The organism is Shewanella sp. 433 (genome assembly GCF_059338565.1).
Window position 1 is genome coordinate 42,440 of record NZ_CM181703.1, and the last position, 22,091, is coordinate 64,530.

At 45.5% G+C, this 22,091-nt stretch carries 21 protein-coding genes; 10 read left to right on the forward strand and 11 right to left on the reverse strand.

From position 1 onward, the window contains the following. Position 1 precedes the first annotated feature (1 nt). The 5 genes from AC5YB1_RS00180 (at position 2) to AC5YB1_RS00200 (ending at position 4,765) form a co-directional block, all read left to right on the forward strand. Positions 2-1,135 (forward strand): hypothetical protein, encoded by a 1,134-nt coding sequence (locus AC5YB1_RS00180; RefSeq protein ID WP_494521675.1) that lies wholly within the window; start codon positions 2-4, stop codon positions 1,133-1,135. Between the two features lie 177 nt (positions 1,136-1,312). Further along, complete coding sequence (locus AC5YB1_RS00185; protein ID WP_494520305.1) at positions 1,313-2,386, forward strand: DcaP family trimeric outer membrane transporter; 1,074 nt, start codon at positions 1,313-1,315, stop codon at positions 2,384-2,386. Positions 2,387-2,556: 170 nt separating this feature from the next. Continuing rightward, positions 2,557-3,300: a cupin domain-containing protein gene (locus AC5YB1_RS00190; RefSeq protein ID WP_494520306.1), complete on the forward strand. Its 744-nt coding sequence runs from the start codon at positions 2,557-2,559 to the stop codon at positions 3,298-3,300. Positions 3,301-3,637: 337 nt separating this feature from the next. Next, positions 3,638-4,228, forward strand: coding sequence for an outer membrane beta-barrel protein (locus AC5YB1_RS00195; RefSeq protein ID WP_494520307.1), 591 nt, complete (start codon positions 3,638-3,640; stop codon positions 4,226-4,228). Between the two features lie 330 nt (positions 4,229-4,558). After that, entirely contained in the window at positions 4,559-4,765 is a 207-nt protein-coding gene (locus tag AC5YB1_RS00200; RefSeq protein ID WP_110459054.1) for a cell division protein ZapB, read from the forward strand. Positions 4,766-4,788: 23 nt separating this feature from the next. On the opposite strand, the gene AC5YB1_RS00205 is transcribed toward AC5YB1_RS00200, so the two are convergent. The 6 genes from AC5YB1_RS00205 to AC5YB1_RS00230 form a co-directional block, all read right to left on the reverse strand. Continuing rightward, positions 4,789-5,001 carry a DUF1107 domain-containing protein gene (locus tag AC5YB1_RS00205; protein ID WP_475515211.1) on the reverse strand — a complete coding sequence of 71 codons (213 nt, stop codon included), beginning with the start codon at positions 4,999-5,001 and terminating at the stop codon, positions 4,789-4,791. 249 nt (positions 5,002-5,250) lie between these two features. After that, complete coding sequence (locus tag AC5YB1_RS00210; RefSeq protein WP_475515212.1) at positions 5,251-5,862, reverse strand: thiol:disulfide interchange protein DsbA/DsbL; 612 nt, start codon at positions 5,860-5,862, stop codon at positions 5,251-5,253. Positions 5,863-5,993: 131 nt separating this feature from the next. Further along, positions 5,994-6,998, reverse strand: coding sequence for a serine/threonine protein kinase (locus AC5YB1_RS00215; RefSeq protein WP_494520308.1), 1,005 nt, complete (start codon positions 6,996-6,998; stop codon positions 5,994-5,996). Beyond that, positions 6,995-7,279: a DUF3630 family protein gene (locus tag AC5YB1_RS00220; RefSeq protein ID WP_494520309.1), complete on the reverse strand. Its 285-nt coding sequence runs from the start codon at positions 7,277-7,279 to the stop codon at positions 6,995-6,997. The genes AC5YB1_RS00215 and AC5YB1_RS00220 overlap by 4 nt, the downstream gene beginning before the upstream one ends. Next, positions 7,276-7,572, reverse strand: a complete 297-nt coding sequence (locus AC5YB1_RS00225) for a hypothetical protein (RefSeq protein ID WP_494520310.1) — start codon at positions 7,570-7,572, stop codon at positions 7,276-7,278. Before AC5YB1_RS00225 ends, AC5YB1_RS00220 begins: the two co-directional genes overlap by 4 nt. 124 nt (positions 7,573-7,696) lie before the next feature. Continuing rightward, complete coding sequence (locus AC5YB1_RS00230; protein ID WP_494520311.1) at positions 7,697-8,401, reverse strand: hypothetical protein; 705 nt, start codon at positions 8,399-8,401, stop codon at positions 7,697-7,699. Between the two features lie 337 nt (positions 8,402-8,738). Between AC5YB1_RS00230 and AC5YB1_RS00235 the strand changes: the two genes are divergently transcribed. From AC5YB1_RS00235 to AC5YB1_RS00250, 4 genes are all read left to right on the forward strand, one after another. Further along, a complete protein-coding gene (locus AC5YB1_RS00235; protein ID WP_475517061.1) occupies positions 8,739-9,137 on the forward strand; it encodes a nitrous oxide-stimulated promoter family protein in 399 nt (132 codons plus the stop codon). A gap of 103 nt (positions 9,138-9,240) precedes the next feature. Then, positions 9,241-10,131 carry a hypothetical protein gene (locus AC5YB1_RS00240; RefSeq protein ID WP_494520312.1) on the forward strand — a complete coding sequence of 297 codons (891 nt, stop codon included), beginning with the start codon at positions 9,241-9,243 and terminating at the stop codon, positions 10,129-10,131. A gap of 94 nt (positions 10,132-10,225) precedes the next feature. Further along, positions 10,226-12,307: a S9 family peptidase gene (locus AC5YB1_RS00245; protein WP_494520313.1), complete on the forward strand. Its 2,082-nt coding sequence runs from the start codon at positions 10,226-10,228 to the stop codon at positions 12,305-12,307. Positions 12,308-12,639: 332 nt separating this feature from the next. Beyond that, positions 12,640-13,218: a lipid-binding SYLF domain-containing protein gene (locus tag AC5YB1_RS00250; RefSeq protein ID WP_494520314.1), complete on the forward strand. Its 579-nt coding sequence runs from the start codon at positions 12,640-12,642 to the stop codon at positions 13,216-13,218. 747 nt (positions 13,219-13,965) lie between these two features. Here AC5YB1_RS00250 and AC5YB1_RS00255 read toward each other — a convergent pair. From AC5YB1_RS00255 to AC5YB1_RS00265, 3 genes are all read right to left on the reverse strand, one after another. After that, entirely contained in the window at positions 13,966-15,219 is a 1,254-nt protein-coding gene (locus AC5YB1_RS00255) for a DUF3644 domain-containing protein (RefSeq protein WP_494520315.1), read from the reverse strand. 120 nt (positions 15,220-15,339) lie between these two features. Beyond that, complete coding sequence (locus AC5YB1_RS00260) at positions 15,340-16,668, reverse strand: hypothetical protein (protein WP_494520316.1); 1,329 nt, start codon at positions 16,666-16,668, stop codon at positions 15,340-15,342. Between the two features lie 1,003 nt (positions 16,669-17,671). Further along, complete coding sequence (locus AC5YB1_RS00265; protein ID WP_494521676.1) at positions 17,672-18,220, reverse strand: hypothetical protein; 549 nt, start codon at positions 18,218-18,220, stop codon at positions 17,672-17,674. Positions 18,221-18,406: 186 nt separating this feature from the next. Here AC5YB1_RS00265 and lpxL point away from each other — a divergent pair, with 186 nt between their 5' ends. Further along, complete coding sequence (gene lpxL, locus AC5YB1_RS00270; protein ID WP_494520317.1) at positions 18,407-19,336, forward strand: LpxL/LpxP family Kdo(2)-lipid IV(A) lauroyl/palmitoleoyl acyltransferase; 930 nt, start codon at positions 18,407-18,409, stop codon at positions 19,334-19,336. Between the two features lie 10 nt (positions 19,337-19,346). Here the strand turns inward: lpxL and AC5YB1_RS00275 are convergent, their stop codons facing one another. Together AC5YB1_RS00275 and AC5YB1_RS00280 are read right to left on the reverse strand one after the other, a co-directional pair. Further along, complete coding sequence (locus AC5YB1_RS00275) at positions 19,347-19,694, reverse strand: YkvA family protein (RefSeq protein ID WP_475515554.1); 348 nt, start codon at positions 19,692-19,694, stop codon at positions 19,347-19,349. Positions 19,695-19,772: 78 nt separating this feature from the next. After that, a complete protein-coding gene (locus AC5YB1_RS00280; protein WP_494520318.1) occupies positions 19,773-22,085 on the reverse strand; it encodes a YgiQ family radical SAM protein in 2,313 nt (770 codons plus the stop codon). Positions 22,086-22,091: the final 6 nt, after the last annotated feature.

Sequence of the window (22,091 nt, forward strand, 5' to 3'; positions counted from 1 at the left end):
GATGATGAGAAATACCACTAAGTTTATGCTGTCGATAGTGGCAACGGCGATAGCACTTTCAGGCTCAACCGCTTTCGCGGCTGAGCAAGAAGATGGCATCAAGGTTGGCGGCGCCGTACGTGTTAATTACGGTTACAAAGACTACGATGAAGCCTCAAAAGATAAGGGCGGAGACTTTTCTTTTGATATGACTGCGATCAAATTTGACGGTAAACAAGGTGACTGGGGGCTTGCGGCAGAATACCGTTTTACCTCAAGCACGAACTATATCAAATATGGCTACGGCTTTTACGACATCGATCCAGACTGGCAGCTACAGTTTGGTATTAATAAAGTGCCGTTTGGTAACCGTGATTTCATCTCCAACAGCTGGTGGTTTGGCCTACCCTACTACCTAGGCTTTGAAGATGACCATGATGTGGGTATCAAAGCTATTTATGAAAAAAATGGCTGGCACACTGACTTAGCTTTCTACAAAAATGCAGAATACGGCCCAACAGAAAACAAACGTTACTCGACCGACCTATACACAGGCACCATCAATGGTACCGAGTATAACAACGAAGAGACCAACCAGCTCAACATTCGCCAAACCTACACCGCTGAACACCAAGGCGGCCAAACCACCCTTGGTGGCTCGGTGCAGTATGGCCAAATCTATAACAGCAAAACGGGTAATAACGGCGACCGTTACGCCGTGGCACTGCACTTAGACAGCAGCTTTAAGGGCTGGAACTTACAGATGCAGGCGATGCAGTATGAGTATGATGCCGCCGATGCTGAAGACCCAAATAAAATCGGTGTCTCTGTGGTGAGTTGGCAGTACGAAATTGCCGCTAAAGGCCAAGCTTATAACGTTAATATTGCAAAAACGTTCGATACCGATTGGGGCAGCGTTAAATGTTACAACGACTTTGGCTTAATGACGCCCGATGTCGATGACGACAGCTATGACAACAGCATGCAAAACGTCACTGGCTGCGCGATTTCAGCAGGCCCAACTTACACCATGGTCGATTTTGTAATGGGTAAGAACATGACCTTCTCTACCGCCAACAACGACCATGTTGGCCTACCAGAGATGGGCGATAGCTGGGACAAACGCGTTAACATTAACTTTGGTTACTACTTCTAAAGCTATATGACGTTACCGGCAGAAGCGAGGCCGCTCTCACTTCGCTTCTGCCAAACTCTGGCGACTCTTTTAGAGTCTGCCAACATTTAGATTGGTTACGGCACTTCCCCCGGCTACCACCCCCTAGATGGTTCTCACTCTTTTTCGACTTTCTCTGACAGCCCACTTTAAATAACTATGAAATTAATGACTAAAACATGCATCTGTATCTGTTTGATTAGCTGTTTCTCCACTCCATTAACGGCAAGTGAATACCAATTTGGCGGTTTTCTTAAAACAAATGCGCGCTTTGTCGATGGCAACATCGCTTTTCAAGACAGCTGGACAGGCGGTGGCAGCGTCACTGATGCCACTAAGAGAACCCAGTTCAGTGCCGCAGAGAGTCGCTTTAATATGGGGATCGAGCATGGCGATGTCATAGGGTTTGTGGAAGTCGACTTTGCAGGGTCATCGCAAGGCAATGCGGTGTTTTCTAACTCCTATAGCCCGCGCCTTAGGCATGCCTATGTCGAATACCAAGGTGTTACCGTAGGGCAAACCTGGTCAACGCTGGTCAACAGCAGTACGTTTGCTGAAACAGCCGATTTAGGTGGCCCGCTAGTTGGCCAAGCGATGGTGCGTCAAGCGCTGGTCAAATTAACCAGCGGACATTGGCAACTGGCATTAGAAAACCCCTATACCTATGGCACTCAAACAGAGACAAAAACCACAGATAAGCAATGGATAGAGACTGACAACGACTATGTGCCCGATGCGATTATTCGCTATAACCAAGGCGGGGATTGGGGCAACGTCTCACTGTCGAGCTTGTTTCGGTATTTAGATCCCGAAGACACAGCCCAATTTGGTGCTGGAGTGTCGCTCGCCGCCAAGCTAAACACCTTCGGCCGTGATGATATTAGGCTGCAACTGCATTACGGCAACCTTGGCCGTTATGTCGGTACCGATGCGGCGCGTGACATAATAAAGGGTGAATTAGAAACAACCACAGCAGCAATGCTGGCTTATCGTCATTTCTGGACCGAACGCACGCGTTCAAGCTTATTTTACGGCCGCACAAAAACCGATGTCGAAGCCACTGACCGCGCCCATATTGGCCTCAATGTTTTTACCAATTTAACCCCAGCGTTAGTACTGGGCTTTGAAGTTGGCCGCTATCAAATCGATGACACCATCAGCTCATATCATGAAACGGCTCCGGCACAAGGTGCCTCTAATTACGTCCAACTCAGCATGCAGTTTCATCTGTGATCGCGTGGATAGGTAAGATTATTCGCGAGCTGAGTCACGAATAATTTTGCTGTTAAAAATGCGGCGTGATCCAATTCACCTTTACGACAAACCAATCACTTTATTGTTAGCTCAAGCACCAATTTACAAGCAAAATACCGCAGCGTTGCGGCACTAAAAATAGGATAGGAATGATGAAACTTAAAATGATGTTTGGTATTGCAGCACTAGCATCAACTGCTGCAGTTGCCCAAGGGCCACAATGTAACCACGCCCAACTCCCTTACCAACAGATGACGCCAGTACCATACGACAGCACACCATATGTTCCGCAAGACACTATGCCTGAGCAGTGCAGCAACCCTGAAGTTGAAGCCTATATTGCCGCTTGGGAAGCAGGTAAGATTGATTTCAACACCATTCAAGCCAACGACAGCATCCCCATGGATCAGCGCTTCTGTAAGACCTTGGATGACGACGGCAATATTCTAGAAGTTAAAGACTGTGATCGTACTAAGTCACCAGTTGGCTATATCTGGAAAGAGCTGTCAGACAGCCCTGTGGTTATTGGTATCACCGATGGTGGCAAGTCAGATCACGCACCACATTTTCATGGTCAACCTGAGTGTTATTACGTCGTTAATGGTGAAGGTCAAACACTGGCCGATAATAAGTTTAATAAGCTAGGCACTGGCCAATACTTTTACATTCCAGGCGCTACCATTCACAACACCCCTATCATGTCTGATAAAGGCTTAGGTGTGATGTATTGGTATCCAAACAATGCCCATTTCGATGGCTTTAAATATTACTGGCGTAAAGACGTTAAAAACCTTCGCGTTGCCGAAGAAGCCTTTGACCGCGTAGATGCCATCCGTAAGCGCGATCTCAACTTAGGGCCATACGGCACTAACGAAGCTTTCTTTAAAAAGTAACCAGCCGCAATAGCATTACACCATGCTCTCTAGGGGCCGATTGTCAATCGGCCCCTAAACTTAGCTCAATATCACAAACTATCGGTTTTAATCTACTTAATCTTGAGCTCTTGCCGCAACGTAAACACTCAGTAGGTGCCTCAACGCCCTATCTTCGACTTCAATATTTGCCAGCCATAACCATGTAGCTTTTACCCTAGCAGGCTAGTGATGGCTATTTTTTTATCAAAATAGCTTAATAATTCATCTAGATATTATTCAGTTTTCGTTCAGTTCACTTGAAATACTATTACCTCAACGAAAGACGGTAACACTTTATTTCATCAAGGAGCATATTATGAATAGCAAGAAATTAGCCTTAGCAGCCGTTATCACCGCTGTATTATCAGCACCAACCATGGCCGCAGATTGGTTCATCGGTGGCAGTGTCGGTGCCCAGCAAAATACCTACAAAGGGACCGCGCTGGGGGTCGATCCTGAATTTAATAATGATTATTTTTCTACTAAAGAGCGTGAAAACGACGCCGTATACGAAGTCAGAGCGGGCGCTTACTTAAATGATAATAATCGCCTCTATGCAACTTATTCATATAACTCTGACGACTTAGCCAAGCAGCAAAGTTTGTTGCTCTCATATGACTACCTACTTGGGCTTGATGCCAGCAACAAGCTGAACTGGTTTATTGGAGCCACGGCGGGCGTTAATCACATCAGTCCAGACACCTCATATCTATCGTCAAAAGACCGTTTTGTTTGGGGTGGTCAAACGGGGTTAATGTATAAAATTAACGATAACCTGAGCTCAGAAATTGGGTACCGCTATCTCAAGCAAGACTACGATATCGGGATCAGCACAGATGCAGGTTCGGCCTCCTTCTCACTTGATGATAGCCAGCAAGTTTACTTGTCTGTTGATTACCGCTTCTAATCTAGAAGGGGTTTCCACACAACGCCGTTATCTATGGATAACGGCGTTGTGTTATACGTCATTCAGATAAATTCCCCCTTAAATTGTGTGCCAATGGCAGAGATATCGCTTCCCGCGCTTTCAACAGGTCAAACCGAGCAGCATCGCAATGGCGAAGCTTATCTCGTTAAAATCCCTGCAAAAATGTAACTCATGGCACTCAGGGGGAAAATAAACGATGTTTAATTGAATTCTTGGTTACTTTTTGGACAATTAGTATAAATTAGCTATTCACTGTCATGGCGGCGCTGATAGAATCATAGACCCATCCAGAAACTATTAGGACTCCCGATGAGCCTTGAACTACTGTCCAAGCTGGAGACAAAAATCCAAGCTGCACTCGAAACGATTGAGCTACTAAAAATGGAGCTCGAAGAAGAGAAACAAAAGAACAGCAGCCTAAGTGAAAAGAACCAACAATTAAGCCAAGATCTTCATTCATGGAATGAAAAAGTCACTGGCCTTGTGGGTTTATTAAATGACGAAGTGAGCGAGTAAATTCACTCACTAACAGCGAAGACCTAAACCGTCTTCGCTTCGTTATGTTGACGCTCGATTAACTGATTCAACTCGACAATGGCTTGCTTCACTCGAGGTAAACTTTGCCTTGGCAGTAAAAATCGTCCTTTGTCGAACTCCAGACGACCCAAATCTTTTACCCAGATAACACCTGACACAAAAATACGCGCATGTTTTACAATGAGTTTTGGGGCGTAAACCGGAAAAAATCTCATAAGACCTCCAAGCAAACGGCTCTGCGTTATTGTAATTATTGCTAAGTTTGACCTCATAAAACCGCAGTAAGTTTCCTCTCAATTCATCTTTTTTGCTCATTGCGGCAACACATCACATAAATACAAAAAATGTTCTTTGCTATCAGCTCACTATTTAGATCCGTCTTTTAATACCATAGGTATAATCCATTATTGAATAGACACAAAAAAAGGAGCTTAAAAGCTCCTTTTGATGATTTACCGTTACACTTATTTAAGCGTGGTTAGGTAAAAAGCAATGTCTAACAGTTCATCGTAAGATTTAATTGCCCCAGTTTCGACACGATACTTACCATTAACCACTAACGCAGGCACGCCAGATAACTGAGCGTTTTCAGTTGCACGTTTCATCTGCGCCATCTGCGCACTCACCATAAACGAGTTAGCCGCTGCATCAAACTCTTTGCCTGATATGCCATTGGCAATAAACACTTGGCGAATATCATCGCGAGTAACAAAGCGTTGCTTCTTGTCATGAATGGCAGCAAATAGCGCTTGTTCAATCTTATCTTCCACTTTCAACTGATGCGCAATAGCGAATGCACGCGACATTTCTGTGCCCATTTCACGGCCAATAAATTCCACGTGATTTTGCTTAAACACGACACCCTCGGGGAGGTTAGCTTTAATCTGCGGTACCTGCACTTTGGCAAAGCTATAACAGTGAGGGCAATAAAATGAGAAAAACTCGGCAATTTCAGGCTTAGCTGTCGCAGGACCTTTATTTACCACAGTGTAATGCACACCCTCTTTATAATCGGCAGCCAGTGCCGCCATAGGGGCCATTAATAATGCCAATGCTACCAGTAACGCTTTTTTCATGATGATTCCTTTTGGGTGCTAACGCACCATCGACAATAACAATAATTTTGCACATAACATAATGTGCTTTGGAGTGTACCTCAAGCGCATTAGTTCATTTTTTCTGTTACAAGATACTCACTTATCCCTAATTAATATTGTGGAATTAAACTCAGAGGAGGCTCATCTAGCAGGGCCAACTGCTCTTTAAAGGCCAAAATTTGCTGCTCCCAATACCGCTCCTCGGCGTACCAAGGGAAATTCATCGGAAAGGCGGGATCTTCCCAGCGGCGACTGAGCCAAGCGTTATAGTGCAGCATTCTCATGGCGCGAAGCGGCTCAATGAGCTTAAGTTGGCGTTTATCAAATTCGCAAAACTCTTCATAGGCTTCAAGCAAAATGTCGAGTTGTAAGGTTTGTTGCTGCCGATCACCGGCTAGCATCATCCACAGATCTTGCACCGCAGGGCCCATTTTGGCGTCATCGAGATCGACAAACCCCGGCCCGTCAGGGGTCCACATAATATTACTCGGATGCAGATCGCCGTGCAGGCGCATCGATGTTGCATCCACTTCGGCCCATAAGCGTTTAGCCTTGGCAAGCACTTGCTCCACTATGGTGAAGTAGGCCACCTCTAAACTCGGTGGCACATGACCCGAGGCCTTAAGCCAAGCGAGTGACTCATCGCCTAATAATGCAGGGCTTAAGGTTTCGCGGTAAGTGAAGGTGTTGGCTTTAGCGTATTGATGCATGCGCCCGACAAAGCGTCCCACCTCTTCGAGTTGCTCCAGGTTATCCACTTCAAAGGCGCGCCCCCCCATCGACGGAAAAAGCGCAAACCGGAAACCTTGATAATGATGTAATGATTGCCCCTCGATAAGCACTGGCGTGGCGATGGGGATCTCTTGCTGGGCCAGCTCGGCGGAAAACTCATGCTCTTCTAAGATCTGTGCATCGCTCCAGCGCTCGGGGCGGTAAAACTTAACCACGTAACGAATTTGGCGATCGCAGCGAAATTGATAGACTCGGTTTTCGTAGCTATTGAGCGCTAGCAACCCAGTTTCTGGATAAATACCCAAAGACTCAATCGCATCGAGAATTAAATCAGGGGTTAATGCTTGGTAGTGAAAACCAGCAGGGGTTGACGCATCGCTCATCGAGAAGACTCCAATAATGTCACTAAGTACTCTAGCACTTCAAACTCTTCATCTAACTCAACCGAAAGCCAGCAGATATCGCCGTAAAACTCATAGTGTAGCCCAATAAGTGTGCCTTCAAACTCTAACTGCCACTGATGCCTATCGGCCCCCCAGTGGCGCTCAATGACTCGACAATCCAACCTTTGTACTAGCGGAGTCGCAAAAGCCTCAAACTGATCAAAATCAATGTCGCCATTAATCATTAAGCTCTTTGCATTTTTATCGAGTGAATAGTTCATGGTGTCGGTTGCTCGAAACGGTCACATTGAATGCTTCCCGCCTCGTCCTCTTTACATTGATAGCCACATTGATAGGCACCCTGACCCGATTGACTCAACCTTGCCATTCCCGCCCCTTTGGCGAGGCACTGCTCTAGCTGATCATAATAACCGGCAATATAGGGGGCTAACTCCCCTTCGCTCACCTTATCTTGCTCGGGATAATAAAATAATGTCCATTGCGGCACTTGAGTACATGCAGTCAATCCGAGTAAGAGCGCGCAGCTGGATAATACGAGATAACGAATTTGCATAAATGCTCCAAATAATGGCAAATTGACATAAATGTTCCAGACATAAAAAAGGCGACACCTGTTCGCCTTTAACGTCAATATAAATGCCAGTTTACACGGCTTATGCGCGTGTTGCAGTAGATTACTACGATGCTTTAGCCTTGGCTTTTTCGATACGCTCCATACGCCCTTCAAAACCGGTAATAGTGCCATCGCTTAAGCCATAATCGATAGCCGCTTGACACAACTTTAATGCGCCATCGTACTGACCACTATCATTGAGCAGGGTAGACAACTGCATAAAGCCTGTGCCTTTTTCTTTATCTGGAGCGGCTAAAGTGGCAAAAAGTGACTGATAGTCAGATGACAACTGCGCCCCATATTCACGGTATTGCTGCTGCTTGCGTTGCTTATAACACTCACCTATCACCTGCAATAAAGCGTTATGTTTATCGGTAGTTGCACTAGCACCACGGTAGTCATCTAGCGCCTTGGTCAACTTTTCGTTAGCCCAAGATTCATCGGCGAGAGGTAATTTTTTATCATCTGGCTCTGGCTCTGGCTCTGGCTCTGGCTCTGGCTCTGGCTCTGGCTCTGCAGCGAGGGGAACCGCTTCGCGCTCTGTTACAACAGGAGGAACGGTCTCTATCGACGCGGATTCATCAGAGGCTGCCGCATCGGCGTTATCGGCTGGCGTAGTGGTTGGCACCACAAGGTCCTTATCTTCGCCCGACACGATCTTTTCAACAGGCTGCTGTGCTTCCTGCTGCTCCTCTTGGGCTAATCGCTGTGCTCGTCTATATAAGAATATGCCGACAGCTACTAGCAAAATAATGGCTATATATTTCATTATCATCCACCGTTGGTTGATCGCGCCTCATGTACGGGCTGATTTTAGTTTACAAAATATGTACAGATAGTAACCGATATAACGCATCGATTCTCTTGCTATAAATCAATTATTTATACCTCTTTTTCGCTCGGGTATCAAAAAGTGGCGCCAAAAATGCCATATTCGGCTTAAGTTTGTCGCTTTACATCGCAATATTGATGTAAAGCGACACTAATCGCCCTTATCTTTAAAGCACTATTTTGTGCGCACCTTCATAAAATCGATGATGATTTTTGTGTTCGGCATTTGCTCGCGCTACTCTCAATATAACCTAGCAAATAACTCGGGTATATCGATGGACGACATGCTGCTCAATGGTAGATTGCAACGTGAGTTTGAGACCATAAAGGCGATGGTTCATATTTATTGCAAAGCTCACTGCCAAGCAAAAGGTAAGCTGGAAGCCTGTCAGCAATGTCAGGCGTTCTTGGCCTATGCACACACTAAACTCGACCGCTGCCCTTATGGGCAAGCCAAGCCGACGTGTAATAAATGTCCGATACATTGCTATAAACCAGAACTAAAAGCCAAGGCCCGCCAAATCATGCTTTTTGCCGGACCGCGCATGCTGCTGCCCCACCCCATTATGGCAATACGCCACTTGTGGTCCGAACGCGCGGCGGTGCCAAGTCAGCCTCCTGTAGCAAGCTCGAATCGCCACCTGAGAATGGCGCAACAGAAACGTCAAGACTAACTTCGCCAACAACAAGAAACCGTAGCTTTAACGCCTCAATATTAACGCTCAAAAAAAGCACAATTTACTTGCGAAGCTCCCTGAATGCGTTGATGATAGGCAAATGACCTACAACGACTTTTTATACGAAAGCTATTGGTGGCTCTCTCTAATCGGTGGACTGCACTGTATTGGACTGGCCATCTATGTTCGTCATATATATCGCGATAACCACAACAACCATAAGCTATTGGGGGCGATATTTAGCCTGCTAGCTCTGTACTTTTTAACCGGGCTTATCAGCAAAACCAACACTCCACTGCCCTTACCCATGTTATTTATTCTGATTATTCCGGTGTATTTTCTGTTGATGCCGCTGTTGTATCTGTATTGCTACCGCAGCCTGCATAATATTAATCGCGACGTTCGTTTATCGGGTCACTTCTATCCGGCAATAATTCTGAGCATATTGATAAGCCTGTCTTTTATTTTAGATAGCGACTTTTCCCTCAATGTTCAGCACGTTAACAATATTAGCCTCGTCACCTTTTTAGGTGCTCTGCTGCCAGCACTACTAAGCTTGCAAGCCCTTATCTATTTCTATTTGATCATCAAGCTGCTCAATCAATTTAAAGGACGTTCGCGCCGCGCCCATCAAAATAGCCTTAAAGATATTAAATTTAGGTGGCTACTGGCCTTAACCTTTGCCATGTTAATTAACTGGCTCGTTCGAACGGCACTGGTCATATTACCCTTTTATTTTGGTGACCATGTCTCTATCACCGCCCAAGCCATCACCCGCTTATGTTTATTATTAACCGTCTATGTTTTGGCCTTATATGGACTTAAACAGATCACCCTAGCCGCCTACCTCAGGGGCAGCCTATCATCTAAAATGGCGCATCCCAGCCGACCACAAACCAGTCAACAACTGCTCGATGCCGAAGAGCTCAATTATCTGCAACATATTTTAAAAGCGGACGATACCCAGGACACCGACGCAAAAGAACCCTAACTCTGTTGCACAAAAACCATTTTGAGTTAATGTATCCCACGGCAACTCAGCCACTTAAAACAATAATGACAAATGCACAACTGAAGGGATCAAGATGGGAAGAGTCAATAAACTCACCGTACTTGCGGTGATCTCCGCCGGACTAATGGGATTAACAGGCCAAACTGTTGCTACCGAACGTACTCACCACATTACTAACAACGATTTTTTTGACATAGCTAACATGGGTCATGTGCAATTAAGCCCAGACGGTAAACAGGCTGTGTGGTTAGAATCTCGCTGGGATAAAGCATTAGACAAAGCCCAAAAAGATCTGTGGCTAGTCGACATTAAATCACGCAAAACCAGCCGCCTCACCTTCACCAATGAAAGTGAATCTAGCTCACAGTGGAGTCCAGATGGCCAATATATTTACTACTTAGGCCAGCAAACCCACGAAGACAAAATAGCGCCATACAACGGTAAAGCCCAAGTCTTTAGACTGTCGATACAAGGCGGCGACACCGTCCCGGTGACCAAAGAAACCGAAGGCGTTAAGGCGTTTCAAGTCGGCCATGATGGTCATAACCTCTATTTCTTAGCCAATAAAACCACTACCGAAGCCGATGATTGGGCCGATATGCGTGCCAGCCACAGCGCCCCTAAATATGGCCATGGTAAGATCACCACCAACCCATTGTATAAGCTGGATCTCGAGCATTATCAGCAATCATTGCTACTCGACGACGATAAAGTGGTATGGGAGTTTAAGGTGAACCAAGATGCCAGCCAAATTGCCCGCATCACCACTGCCGATAACGAACTAGTACACTTAGAAGGTTGGTCAAACCTCGAGGTATACAACACCCGCACGAACAGCAATACCCTACTCCCCGACAGCGCTTGGCGCCAAGATGCACCATCGCCTTATGGTTGGTTACTCGGCCTCGACTGGCACGCCAACAACCAACAGCTGGCCTTTCGAATCGATTTCGATGGCCATCCGGGTAAACTCTTTGTCGTTACACCACAGCAAAAACAGGTCAAACCGCTAGAAATTAAACGTAGCGGCGATATCACCCTCAATGGCAGCGACATTCAGTGGCGCCCCAATAGTGATGAGATCTGTTATCGCGGTGCCGACCATGGCCGCGTTAAGCTATTTTGCACCGATATCAACCAACAACTGCAGGGTGATACGCGCACGGTGATCGCCGGCGATCTGGTGATGGGCAGCTACAGCTTTAGCCATGACGGTAAAAAACTCGCCTTTAACCACAACGGACTCGAGCATTTTAGCGATCTGTTTATTGCCGATGCCGCCAGCAAGAAAGCCAAATATAAGCGCATCACTAACATTAATCCGCAAGTCGACAGCTGGATTTTGCCACAAATATCTGTGGTCAAATGGACCGCGCCAGATGGAACACAAGTCGAAGGCATCCTCGACTTACCCGCCAACTACAAACAGAGTGACGGACCACTGCCGCTAATAGTCCAACTGCATGGCGGCCCAACGTCTGCGACACCGTACGCCTTACAACATCGCTCCTACGGCCGCTCAACCTTTACCGCCAATGGCTGGGCACTGTTGTCGCCTAACTACCGCGGCTCGACAGGCTATGGCGATAAATTCTTAACCGACCTTGTAGGCAAAGAACATGACATCGAAGTTGCCGATATCCTGTCGGGAGTCGATCACCTTATCGCGTTAGGCGTTGCCGACGGTGACAAAATGGCGGTGATGGGCTGGAGTAACGGTGGTTATCTCACCAATGCGCTTATCAGTACCACCCAGCGCTTCAAAGCGGCAAGTTCTGGTGCAGGGGTGTTCGATCAACGCCTGCAATGGATGCTCGAAGACACCCCAGGCCATGTGATTAACTTTATGCAGGGTTTGCCTTGGGAAAAACCCGACGCTTACACTCATGGATCCTCGCTCACCCATGCCAATAACATCAACACGCCGACCCTAATTCACATTGGCGAAAACGATCAACGCGTACCGCTGGGCCATGCCCAAGGGCTATATCGCACCCTAAAACATTACCTTAATGTGCCTGTGGAGCTGTTGGTGTATCCCGGTGAAGGCCATGGACTGAGCCACTATCAACATCGCCAAGCCAAAATGGATTGGGACCAGAAATGGTTCGAACACTATGTGCTGGGTAAAGAGCAACCTAAAACGGCTAAGTAAAACCATGACACAGCAACTGGCTACCAGAATGAATGGGCTGAACCTTAGCTGACAAAACTCAATAAAAGCGCTTTTATAGGCGCTTTTTTCATCAAATAGCATTCAGTTTTTAGCTATCTGTGCGTATGCTAATAAGCATCCACATCAATAGATGAGAGTTAGCCAAGGGTTGATAACACAGATAATAGGCCAAATATTTAGCCTAGCGCGATTCATCCCATGCAGAAATGACAACCTTAAAACAGGTTGTGCGCTGGCTTTTAGCATCGCCGCTGTACGAAACGAATATTGATAACAGTGGGTATAACCGTATCTAAATAAAGGAGTGCATCATGAAGAAGTGGATATCACGTTTAACCGCTAGCTGTTGTGTCATTGTTGGCTTACTGTTTGCCCAAGCCTCATTTGCCGCCGATAGCTACAGCGAAGCACTAAACAACTTTAAAAAAGCCCCAGACACCCAACAATTTTTTAATAGCGCCTATGGCTACGCTATTTTCCCCACCGTAGGTAAAGGCGGCATAGGCATTGGCGCAGCCTACGGCAAAGGGCGCGTCTATCGTGGCGGCGTGCATACCGGCGATACCAGTTTGTCGCAACTGTCGATTGGTTTCCAACTCGGCGGTCAGGCTTACAGCGAAATTATTTTCTTTAAAGACGCCAAAGCGTATGAAGAATTTACCAGCGGTAGTTTCGAGTTTAGTGCGAATGCATCGGCGGTCGCGATTAACGTCGGCGCCAATGCCCAAGTGGGCACCACAGGTAACTCGGCTGGTGCGGGGCAATCGGGCAGCAACAAAGCTGCAAGTGCCTCATACATCAATGGCATGGCGGTATTTACCGCCGCTAAAGGTGGCTTAATGTATGAAGCGGCGCTTGCTGGACAATCCTTCACTTTTGAGCCCAAATAGTCATCATCTAACAGGGGAGCCAGATGGCTCCCCCATCTATTTAAACTTCTTCCCATCTGGCTTATGGTTTTCAGCTGAATTAGTTTTTAGTTGAATTGGTTTTTATTGATTGATGGTAGCGTTAACCTTCATCGTTTTAAATTGCTTGCCGCAGGCTATTCGTGCAGGTACTTCTGTGACACGCCGCAAGTACAATCCCTGTAGGCTCTGCCGTGACATCCATGTCACGGAAGGTCACAGCCGCACCTACACCGACTTATCTATCTCTTCGATTTTGCGTTACAGGTGTCATTCAGGGCATTAAAAGCTAAATTATTTTTGGACAAAAGTGTGTTGGCCTTCGAATGAAGGTTGAGGCATTTTGCGTGATTGGTTTTTAGTTAACGATGGTAGCGTTAACCTTCATCATTTTGAATTGCTTGCCGCAGGCCTTTCGTGCAGGTGCTTCTGTGACACGCCGCAAGTACAATCCCTGTAGGCTCTGCCGTGACATCCTTGTCACGGAAGGTCACAGCCGCACCTACACCGAGTTCTTAATCTCTTCGATTTGACCTTACTAGTGTCACTCGGACAATCAAAAGCTAACTTATTTTTGAACCAAAGCTTGTTAGGACTAATGTTCTAATTGGTATGTTTCAGATTAATATTTGTATAGATTAACGCCCGCTTAAGCGGACTAAAATTGTTGGCTATAATGTGTAGCGGAGCGAAACTTAGCCAACTTTTTAGTTCCGTTTAAAGCGCTTGTTAAATGGCTTGTGCTTTTACTTCTGCCTTTTTTTGTTTGTTTTTTAATTCTTTGATCAAAAAACTCACCCACTTCATTGAATATAAGTAGTGGTCAAAACCTTCGATATAACTCGAATATTCACCTTTAAAAGTAGTATCAACTTCTCTAGGTCTTGCTTCATAAAACTTCCAGAACTTCGTATGCAGAGTCATATTAAACCCTTTACTTTTCTTAGCGACTAATTCAACAACTTTTGACGGTTTTAATTTAAAAGGATTTTCAATCCCTTTAATAAAAGCAACACCTTGCTCATAGTTTGCGACTTCTTCATCACTCAAGTTATTTACATTTAAAAACTCTACAGCAATGTCAGCTGACGTAGCATGATTACCTAATTTCGGAACCAAGAAAGCCCTAATTCTATATTTTTGGCTTTGAACAACATCATCGTTTAGGTCATTTCTATAAGTTTCCATGTATTCACGGACAACTTTATAATTCTCTTTTTGCAGTTGTTTTAGTGAATCAAGTTGAGCTTGCTCACTGATTCTGGTTAATTGCATCGCAATAGCTAAACTTGCAGTCAAAGCATGGTCATCGCCAAATTCTTCGACAAGCAAAGTTTCAAAATTGCTTAATGCCGATTGGCATTCTCCACAAACAGCTAAATCAATAGCTGGTAAACTTCTATGCTCAATCTTGTTCCTTAAGCCAATAAGAAATTTAATATTGGCTTTTTCGGCATTTGACTCACCTTGCCAGTAAGCATCACTACACTCACCAAGTTCCCAAGCTTTCTCTTCACCATCGATCAGTATTGGACTGCCATCGTTGTCTAGGTAGAAATAATCAGAACCTCGCTTTTCAAAGATTGCGTGAAATAGTGATGTATAAGCAATAACTATATTTACAATAAAACCATAAGTCTTAAATTCTGTATACGGGTTGTTGTAAGTGGAAACAGCAAGTAAAGCGAATTCTTTCGCTTTATGAACCAAGATTCCTTTTGTTGATAGGTCGGTTGTTTTTTGAAGTTTTTGGCTATGTACACTCCGGAACTCTTCTTTACTAAGATATGAAATACCGGAGCTAGAATATTGAGTTCCATCTTTTACCACATATTGATGCCAGCGTTTAGAAGGATATGTACTACATGTACCTGTACTCCAACCTGTAGCTTCAGCTAACTGTGCAATGGTAAATGCTTCTGTTTCTTTTTCTTTTGTTACTAAAAAATCGTAAGCTAAATCAACTTTATCGTATCTACTCATTGCGCGATTCCATGTGCCATTTAACGCCTCGTTAAGCGGATAAAAATGGTTGGCTAAAATCGCGAAGCGATGGCCAACTGTTTTTATTCCGTTTAAACGACTTGTTATACATATGTTTAACTACCAAGATTGAATCATAATTAATGATAGAGTTACGCCTAGGTTCTCATAGTAATCACCCTCATCAATTCGCCAATCAGGCGACAGGCTTTTTATAGCGATGTTACAAAGTAAATCATTGCCTTCATAACCTTGTGCGTTCTTACTTATAATAACTTTATAATCTTCAATATTAGGTATCGATGTGAACTTGGAGTCAGCGCGCTCAATATACTTATTTTCAAATACTGGGTCATAAACAATGCTATCTAGAATCTCTCCGAATTTATCGCTTATACATCTTATTTGTTCAAAGTAATGGTGGAAGTTACTATTTGAAGCAGACATAAGTAAGGCCCATGACATATGGTGAGCGAATGAATATTCTTTATCTTTAGGTATTTTCCCAAGAATTTCGATTTCTAGCTCCAATATATATTTCTGAGCATTTTGATTACCATTAAAAAGCATGAATGCGAGAGCTAAATAATAAGGCAAATGATCATCGATAAATGTTTCATAATCTTGGTCTAAGCCTGGCAAATAATCAATGGCCTTAAAAGTATCAAATTGGTTTTGATACTTATCCAATAACGAGACAAAACACTTGTCAGAGTGTTTTTCATTAGATTCGTGGTATAGCATGCCTAGATTAATTAACCCTGAAAGTATGCTTGTCCTATACCCATCATAATTTAAATTCTCCAAATAATTCTGAACGAATGCTCTATCAATAAATTTTAAATAGCTTCCCAGAAATTCAGCAGTTCTGCATGCAACATTAGAATATATTTGACCTAAAGTAGCTTTTTGATTGTCATGCAAAATACTTTCTATCTTTGGGAACAATTTATCAAAATCAACCTTTTTTTTAATTTCTGTGCTGGTGAGTAATAATTTAATCATACTCTCCAAGTCAAAACTTTCTCTAATTCGCCTATGCTGTGAAATTATTTTGATAATCAGATCTTCTAACTCATTATTGTTAGTTCGAAAGATAGCGTAATTATGCTTGCCAAACATTCCCATTAAATCGTTATATTTTTCTGAATTTCGCGCACCTTCAATAATAATATGGAAAAAGAAAAGAGGTTTTTCAAATATAGAACTATCTTTTCCAAAGACTTTTGTTGGGTTATTTGCTATTGCATTATTTGAGGTGCTCTCTATCTCAAAAATAAACAATGGAAAAGTAGAAGACTCTTCATTAAACCATGCTATATCAATATCTTGGCTACCAAATTTATGGCTCATTGGATGTTCATCAATCACATAGTAACCTAAGCAGACTCCAAGCTTTTTAATGAAATCAATTAATTCAAGACTTGATGTAGTCGAATGTATTCCCATATAGATTCTCTCGGTAGAAATTAGAATATGTATAACAGCTTATTGAATAGCAGCTCAATAAACTGCCTAAAATTTAACTTACAGCAACTATGCCACGCTAATACATTGAAATAAAGCGACAAAGTTAACATCAGTTTCAATAAATTTGAATGAGTCGCACGCATAACTTAACAAGTTGATGTAGAGGTCTCTACAACAAATTATTAAATCACAACAATTCAACTAATTATAAAATTGCAGGCAGTTTATCGAGCATAAAAAACAGGTTTTTTGCTCTGTTTTCTAGCGCGCATCGAACGTGGCGAACGTTTGTTAGCTTTTGAACTAGCGGCTCACACCAAGTGAAGCTAAATCGAAGAGACAGAATAACCCGGTGTAGATACGGCTGAGGGTATCGAAAACAGGGACGTTTTCGTTAAGCGGCCAAGGACGGCGAAAAGCGCCCCGAAGCAGTATCTGCACATTAGCCTGCTGCAAGCAATTAACTCACATTGAAGGTTCAACCTTCACCACTTCCAATAAATAAAAATGCAGCCAGCCGCTACTCAAGCAAATGTCATTGTTCTTCATGCCAAGGCCAACAAACTTTGGGGCAAAAACACGTTAGTTTTTGATTTGCTATTCGCTCCAATTGAAGCCAAATCGAAGAGGCGTTAGAGATCGGTGTAAGCGCGGTTTTGGCCTTCGAAATCATGGCCGAAAATGTTCCAGACATTTTTCGGCATTCCCTCCGTCCTTGGAGGTCAGATGATTTCGCAGAGCCCACACGGACGTGTTCACAACGATATCCCTATCTAAAAGCCAGTTCGACAATCCCTGTCTCTCATTCGTTAGCATGAAGCGACGCTTCACTCACCGAGCCAAAAGAGCGCTTGCACATTCCCCGCCGGACAGGCGATTAATAACAGTGAAGGTACACCTTCAAACACACCCAACAAATAAGATTCAGCCCAACGCTACTCAGCTAAATAAAAAATGCCAAACCTTCATTCCAAGGCCACGGCTATTCATGCCCCCAAGGCGCTGGCGGCAACGCTACCGGCTTGCTCAAATCAAACTCCACCTTAAAATCGCGATTTGCTCGAGTTAAGCGATACATAAAACGGGTATCGGTGATCCCCATGTGCCACACATTGGTGACCGACTGGCTAAGGCCATTTTGCTTGAAATTATCGATAGAAAATTGATCAACCGGAAATGATTGCAGCTGGGCACTGCCACTGTCGATGGTGTCGCCACCATACATAGTGACCTTATCTTCACTGCCGTCTTGATGGCGGTGATCGTGCTTTAATCTAAGCCCGGTGTCGGTTTTGGTGATGACCCAAGTGCGTGAATGATCCTCGCCGACATGAAACGGCACTTTTAACTCATTATCACTACACTCACGCACATGCATGACTAAGGTTTTGCCGCTAAACGCCGAATCGGCGCTATTACCTGCAGTGACAACGCCCTCAAAGGCCTTGCCACAATGTGCGGCGATACGGTCAAAAAACGCAGCTTGCTCAGTGCTTACAGCGATAGCGGGGATCGCGAACATGGCCGTCATAATAAATAGAGGTAACTGTTTTTTCATTGTATTTCTGCTCTCCATTAAAGTAACAAAAAACAGTACCACATTCATATAAATTAAAACTGAATAAAAACTGCCCCGATATATCTGAGATCCTTATTCGGCAATCACGTATAATCTTGGGTCCAACATCATTTCTTAATCAATAAACCCCATCCTATTATGAGTAAATACACCGCGCCGACATTTTCGATTTCACTGCTGCACCCAAAATATTGGGGAGTACTGACACTCGTGGGCACTAGTTACCTTTGCAGTCTGCTGCCCTATTTCATCCAAATCCGTATGGGCAAAATGCTCGGACGTCTGGCTATTCGTTTTATGAAAAGTCGCCGCAAAACGATGGAGCGCAACTTAGCCCTTTGTTTTCCAGACATGAGTCCGGATAAGCGTGAACAGCTGGTTAAAGAGAATATCGACAACACGGGGTTAGCCCTGTTTGAAACGGGGATGGCGTGGTTTTGGTCTGATGCCAGAGTGGCAAAGCATGTGACTATTAAGGGAATGGAGCACATAGATAAACTGGCCGCCGAAGGTCGCGGTGTGCTGTTAGTCGCGGTGCACTCACTTAATCTTGAGCTCGGTGGCCGCGCATTCGGTCTACACATACCGGGCATGGGCGTATATCGACCGAATAACAATCCCTGTTTTGACTATTTTCAATATAAAGGCCGCTCTCGTGGCGGGCATGCGTTAATCCATAGAAAAAATATCAAGTGTATGCTGGAGTCATTAAAAAATGGCGAGCGTCTCTGGTATGCACCGGATCATGATTATGGCCGCCGCCGCTCAACCTTTGCCCCGCTGTTTGCCGTTGAAAAGGCCTGCACCACAACCGGCACCAGTATATTAGTCGATGGCTCCGACTGCGCCATTGTGCCGCTAGTAATGGTGCGCAATAACGACAAAGGGGATTACACCCTAACGGTAAAAGCGCCACTGATTAATCAGTTTCCCAAAAATGATCCCGAGGCCGGCGCTCATTTTATTAATAAAATTGTCGAAGCTTCGATCATGGAAGCCCCAGGGCAATATATGTGGCTTCACCGCCGCTTCAAGACTCGTCCAGAGGGTGAAGCCTCGCTATATTAATCCTTGTAGGTTAATCAAACCAAGCGGCGGTTTTTTCTGCCGCTTGGCTTTTGACATGGTCATCGACATACAGACTCACCATGGTCAGCGCGGCGGCAAGCGCACCTAAATCATCGGTAAAACCGACCAGAGGTGTTAGGTCGGGTATCGCATCTATGGGGGCGATAAAATAGGCTAGCGCACCAAAAATAATGGTCTTGGCCCATTTAGGGGTATCGGGACGCTGCGCGGCGTAGTAAAGCCATAGGGCTTTTTCTATCACGTCTCGACCCGCTTGCTTGGCAAACAGCTTCACCTTATGCCAAAAGCCTGCATCACTATAGGTGTCGCTGCCATCATTGGACCCGTGTTGACTCATGGAAAGCTCCTTAAAAAAATAGGGCAATATCGATGATATTCCCCTATTTTGATGCATTTGACTAGGTCTGTGACCTAACTAACGTTGATGCTTTGGCGTAGTACCCCAACCATTTTTAACCGGCCGCTTAGCCCCTTTGCCTGCGCCTTGCCCTGCAGGGGCCGATTGGCCTGAACCGCTTTTATGGGCCGAGGGTTTCCCCTTGGCTTTAGGTTTACCTGCGTTAGGCTTGCCCGCTTTATCCATACTCTTACGCTCATCAAACTGATCGGCCGAGAAGCGAGTCACGGCTTTTTTACCTGCTGGCGTCTTGCCCTTAGCAGGCTTAGCCCTAAAGCCTTGACGCTCTTGGCGGGTTTCTGCCGGCACTAAGCAATGGGCGCCGCTACCGATCAACTTCTCTTTGCCCATGGCAATTAAGGCTTCCCGGATCATCGGCCAGCCAGCAGGATCATGGTAACGCAGCAAGGCTTTATGCAGCTTACGCTGACGACCGCCCTTGGGTACTTGCACTGTTTCGCTGGTATGTTTCACATTTTTAAGCGAATTGAGCTCAGTATGATAAATGGTGGTGGCGTTCGCCATCGGCGACGGATAGAAGTTTTGCACTTGATCGAGCTTAAATTTTTGCCCTTTAAGCCACAACGCCAAGTTCACCATATCTTCATCTGTGGTGCCTGGATGCGCCGAAATAAAATAGGGGATCAAATACTGCTTCTTGCCCGCCTCGGCCGAATACTTATCAAACAACTCTTTAAACTTGTCGTAAGTGCCCATGCCGGGTTTCATCATCTTATTGAGCGGTCCCTCTTCGGTGTGCTCGGGGGCAATTTTGAGATAACCGCCCACATGATGACTGGCCAACTCTTTAACGTAGCGTGGATCTTCGGTGGCTAAGTCGTAACGCACACCCGAAGCAATAAGCACTTTTTTAATGCCCGGCACGTCACGTGCCGCGCGATACAGATCGATCGTCGCCTGATGGTCGGTGTCCAGATGACCACAGATGGCCGGGAACACACAGGACAAACGACGACAGGTCTTTTCGGCTTTTTCGCTCTTACAGCCTAAGCGATACATGTTCGCCGTCGGGCCACCCAAGTCAGAGATCACTCCAGTAAAACCGGGCACTTTCTGCTGGATATCTTTGATCTCTTTAATAATAGAATCTTGCGAGCGGCTCTGAATAATCCGCCCTTCATGCTCGGTAATCGAGCAGAACGAGCAGCCACCAAAGCAACCACGCATAATGTTAATCGAGGTCTTGATCATGTCATAGGCGGGGATCTTGGCATCGCCATAGACAGGATGCGGCACCCGTTGGTAGGGCAGATCAAATACGCCATCCATCTCGTCGGTGTTTAATGGCCATGCTGGCGGATTGACCCAAACAGCCCGTTCGGCGTGAGTCTGAAATAGCGCACGGGCACAACCGGGGTTTTGCTCTTGATGCAAGATGCGCGATGCATGGGCATAGAGAAACTTATCTTCGGCGACTTTTTCATAGCTGGGCAGCAACACATAGGTATTTTCCCATGGCTTAGGGCGCGGCGGTTGTACCGTAATAGGCTTAGGCGCATCGTTGTCGAACACCTTAACATCGCTCGGGCCAGAGAGGTTTTGACAGCCCACATCGTCGGCGCCGTAAGGATTGGGGATCGGGTCGATTTTATGCAGTTGATCCAGCTTACGCGAGTCCATGCCTTTCCAGCCCGGCAGCGGCTCCTTACGAATCACCGTGGTGCCGCGCACATCATGGATCTCACTGATAGACTCACCCGCTGCGAGGCGGTGCGACAGTTCAACCAGCGGACGTTCGGCGTTACCGTAGACTAAGATATCGGCCTTGGCATCGAGGATCACAGAGCGACGCACTTTATCTGACCAATAGTCATAATGGGCGATACGGCGTAAACTCGCTTCGATGCCACCAATCACCACAGGCACTTGCTTAAAGGCTTCTTTGCAGCGCTGGGTATAAACAGTGACGGCGCGATCGGGGCGCTTACCGCCAATATTACCCGCGGTATAGGCATCATCGTGACGCAGGCGACGCTCGGCAGTGTAACGGTTGATCATCGAGTCCATGTTGCCAGCGGTCACACCAAAATAGAGGTTAGGCTTGCCTAACTTCATGAAGTCATTTTTATTCGACCAATCTGGCTGCGAGATAATGCCAACGCGAAACCCTTGCGCCTCAAGCATACGGCCAATCACCGCCATACCAAAACTGGGGTGATCCACATAGGCATCGCCTGTGACAATAATAATGTCACATGAATCCCAGCCCAGTTTAGCCATCTCTTTGCGCGACATAGGCAAAAAAGGCGCCGCTGGTTCAGTACGGCCCAGATACTTGGGATGAGTAAATAACGTGGATTCAACCTGCATGAATAA

Excerpts from the sequence above, each read along its gene's own strand:
- AC5YB1_RS00180 (WP_494521675.1), top strand. The coding sequence starts at position 2 with ATGATGAGAAATACCACTAAGTTTATGCTGTCGATAGTGGCAACGGCG.
- AC5YB1_RS00185 (WP_494520305.1), top strand. The coding sequence starts at position 1,313 with ATGAAATTAATGACTAAAACATGCATCTGTATCTGTTTGATTAGCTGT.
- AC5YB1_RS00190 (WP_494520306.1), top strand. The coding sequence starts at position 2,557 with ATGATGAAACTTAAAATGATGTTTGGTATTGCAGCACTAGCATCAACT.
- AC5YB1_RS00195 (WP_494520307.1), top strand. The coding sequence starts at position 3,638 with ATGAATAGCAAGAAATTAGCCTTAGCAGCCGTTATCACCGCTGTATTA.
- AC5YB1_RS00200 (WP_110459054.1), top strand. The coding sequence starts at position 4,559 with ATGAGCCTTGAACTACTGTCCAAGCTGGAGACAAAAATCCAAGCTGCA.
- AC5YB1_RS00205 (WP_475515211.1), bottom strand. The coding sequence starts at position 5,001 with ATGAGATTTTTTCCGGTTTACGCCCCAAAACTCATTGTAAAACATGCG.
- AC5YB1_RS00210 (WP_475515212.1), bottom strand. The coding sequence starts at position 5,862 with ATGAAAAAAGCGTTACTGGTAGCATTGGCATTATTAATGGCCCCTATG.
- AC5YB1_RS00215 (WP_494520308.1), bottom strand. The coding sequence starts at position 6,998 with ATGAGCGATGCGTCAACCCCTGCTGGTTTTCACTACCAAGCATTAACC.
- AC5YB1_RS00220 (WP_494520309.1), bottom strand. The coding sequence starts at position 7,279 with ATGAACTATTCACTCGATAAAAATGCAAAGAGCTTAATGATTAATGGC.
- AC5YB1_RS00225 (WP_494520310.1), bottom strand. The coding sequence starts at position 7,572 with ATGCAAATTCGTTATCTCGTATTATCCAGCTGCGCGCTCTTACTCGGA.
- AC5YB1_RS00230 (WP_494520311.1), bottom strand. The coding sequence starts at position 8,401 with ATGAAATATATAGCCATTATTTTGCTAGTAGCTGTCGGCATATTCTTA.
- AC5YB1_RS00235 (WP_475517061.1), top strand. The coding sequence starts at position 8,739 with ATGGACGACATGCTGCTCAATGGTAGATTGCAACGTGAGTTTGAGACC.
- AC5YB1_RS00240 (WP_494520312.1), top strand. The coding sequence starts at position 9,241 with ATGACCTACAACGACTTTTTATACGAAAGCTATTGGTGGCTCTCTCTA.
- AC5YB1_RS00245 (WP_494520313.1), top strand. The coding sequence starts at position 10,226 with ATGGGAAGAGTCAATAAACTCACCGTACTTGCGGTGATCTCCGCCGGA.
- AC5YB1_RS00250 (WP_494520314.1), top strand. The coding sequence starts at position 12,640 with ATGAAGAAGTGGATATCACGTTTAACCGCTAGCTGTTGTGTCATTGTT.
- AC5YB1_RS00255 (WP_494520315.1), bottom strand. The coding sequence starts at position 15,219 with ATGAGTAGATACGATAAAGTTGATTTAGCTTACGATTTTTTAGTAACA.
- AC5YB1_RS00260 (WP_494520316.1), bottom strand. The coding sequence starts at position 16,668 with ATGGGAATACATTCGACTACATCAAGTCTTGAATTAATTGATTTCATT.
- AC5YB1_RS00265 (WP_494521676.1), bottom strand. The coding sequence starts at position 18,220 with ATGACGGCCATGTTCGCGATCCCCGCTATCGCTGTAAGCACTGAGCAA.
- lpxL (WP_494520317.1), top strand. The coding sequence starts at position 18,407 with ATGAGTAAATACACCGCGCCGACATTTTCGATTTCACTGCTGCACCCA.
- AC5YB1_RS00275 (WP_475515554.1), bottom strand. The coding sequence starts at position 19,694 with ATGAGTCAACACGGGTCCAATGATGGCAGCGACACCTATAGTGATGCA.
- AC5YB1_RS00280 (WP_494520318.1), bottom strand. The coding sequence starts at position 22,085 with ATGCAGGTTGAATCCACGTTATTTACTCATCCCAAGTATCTGGGCCGT.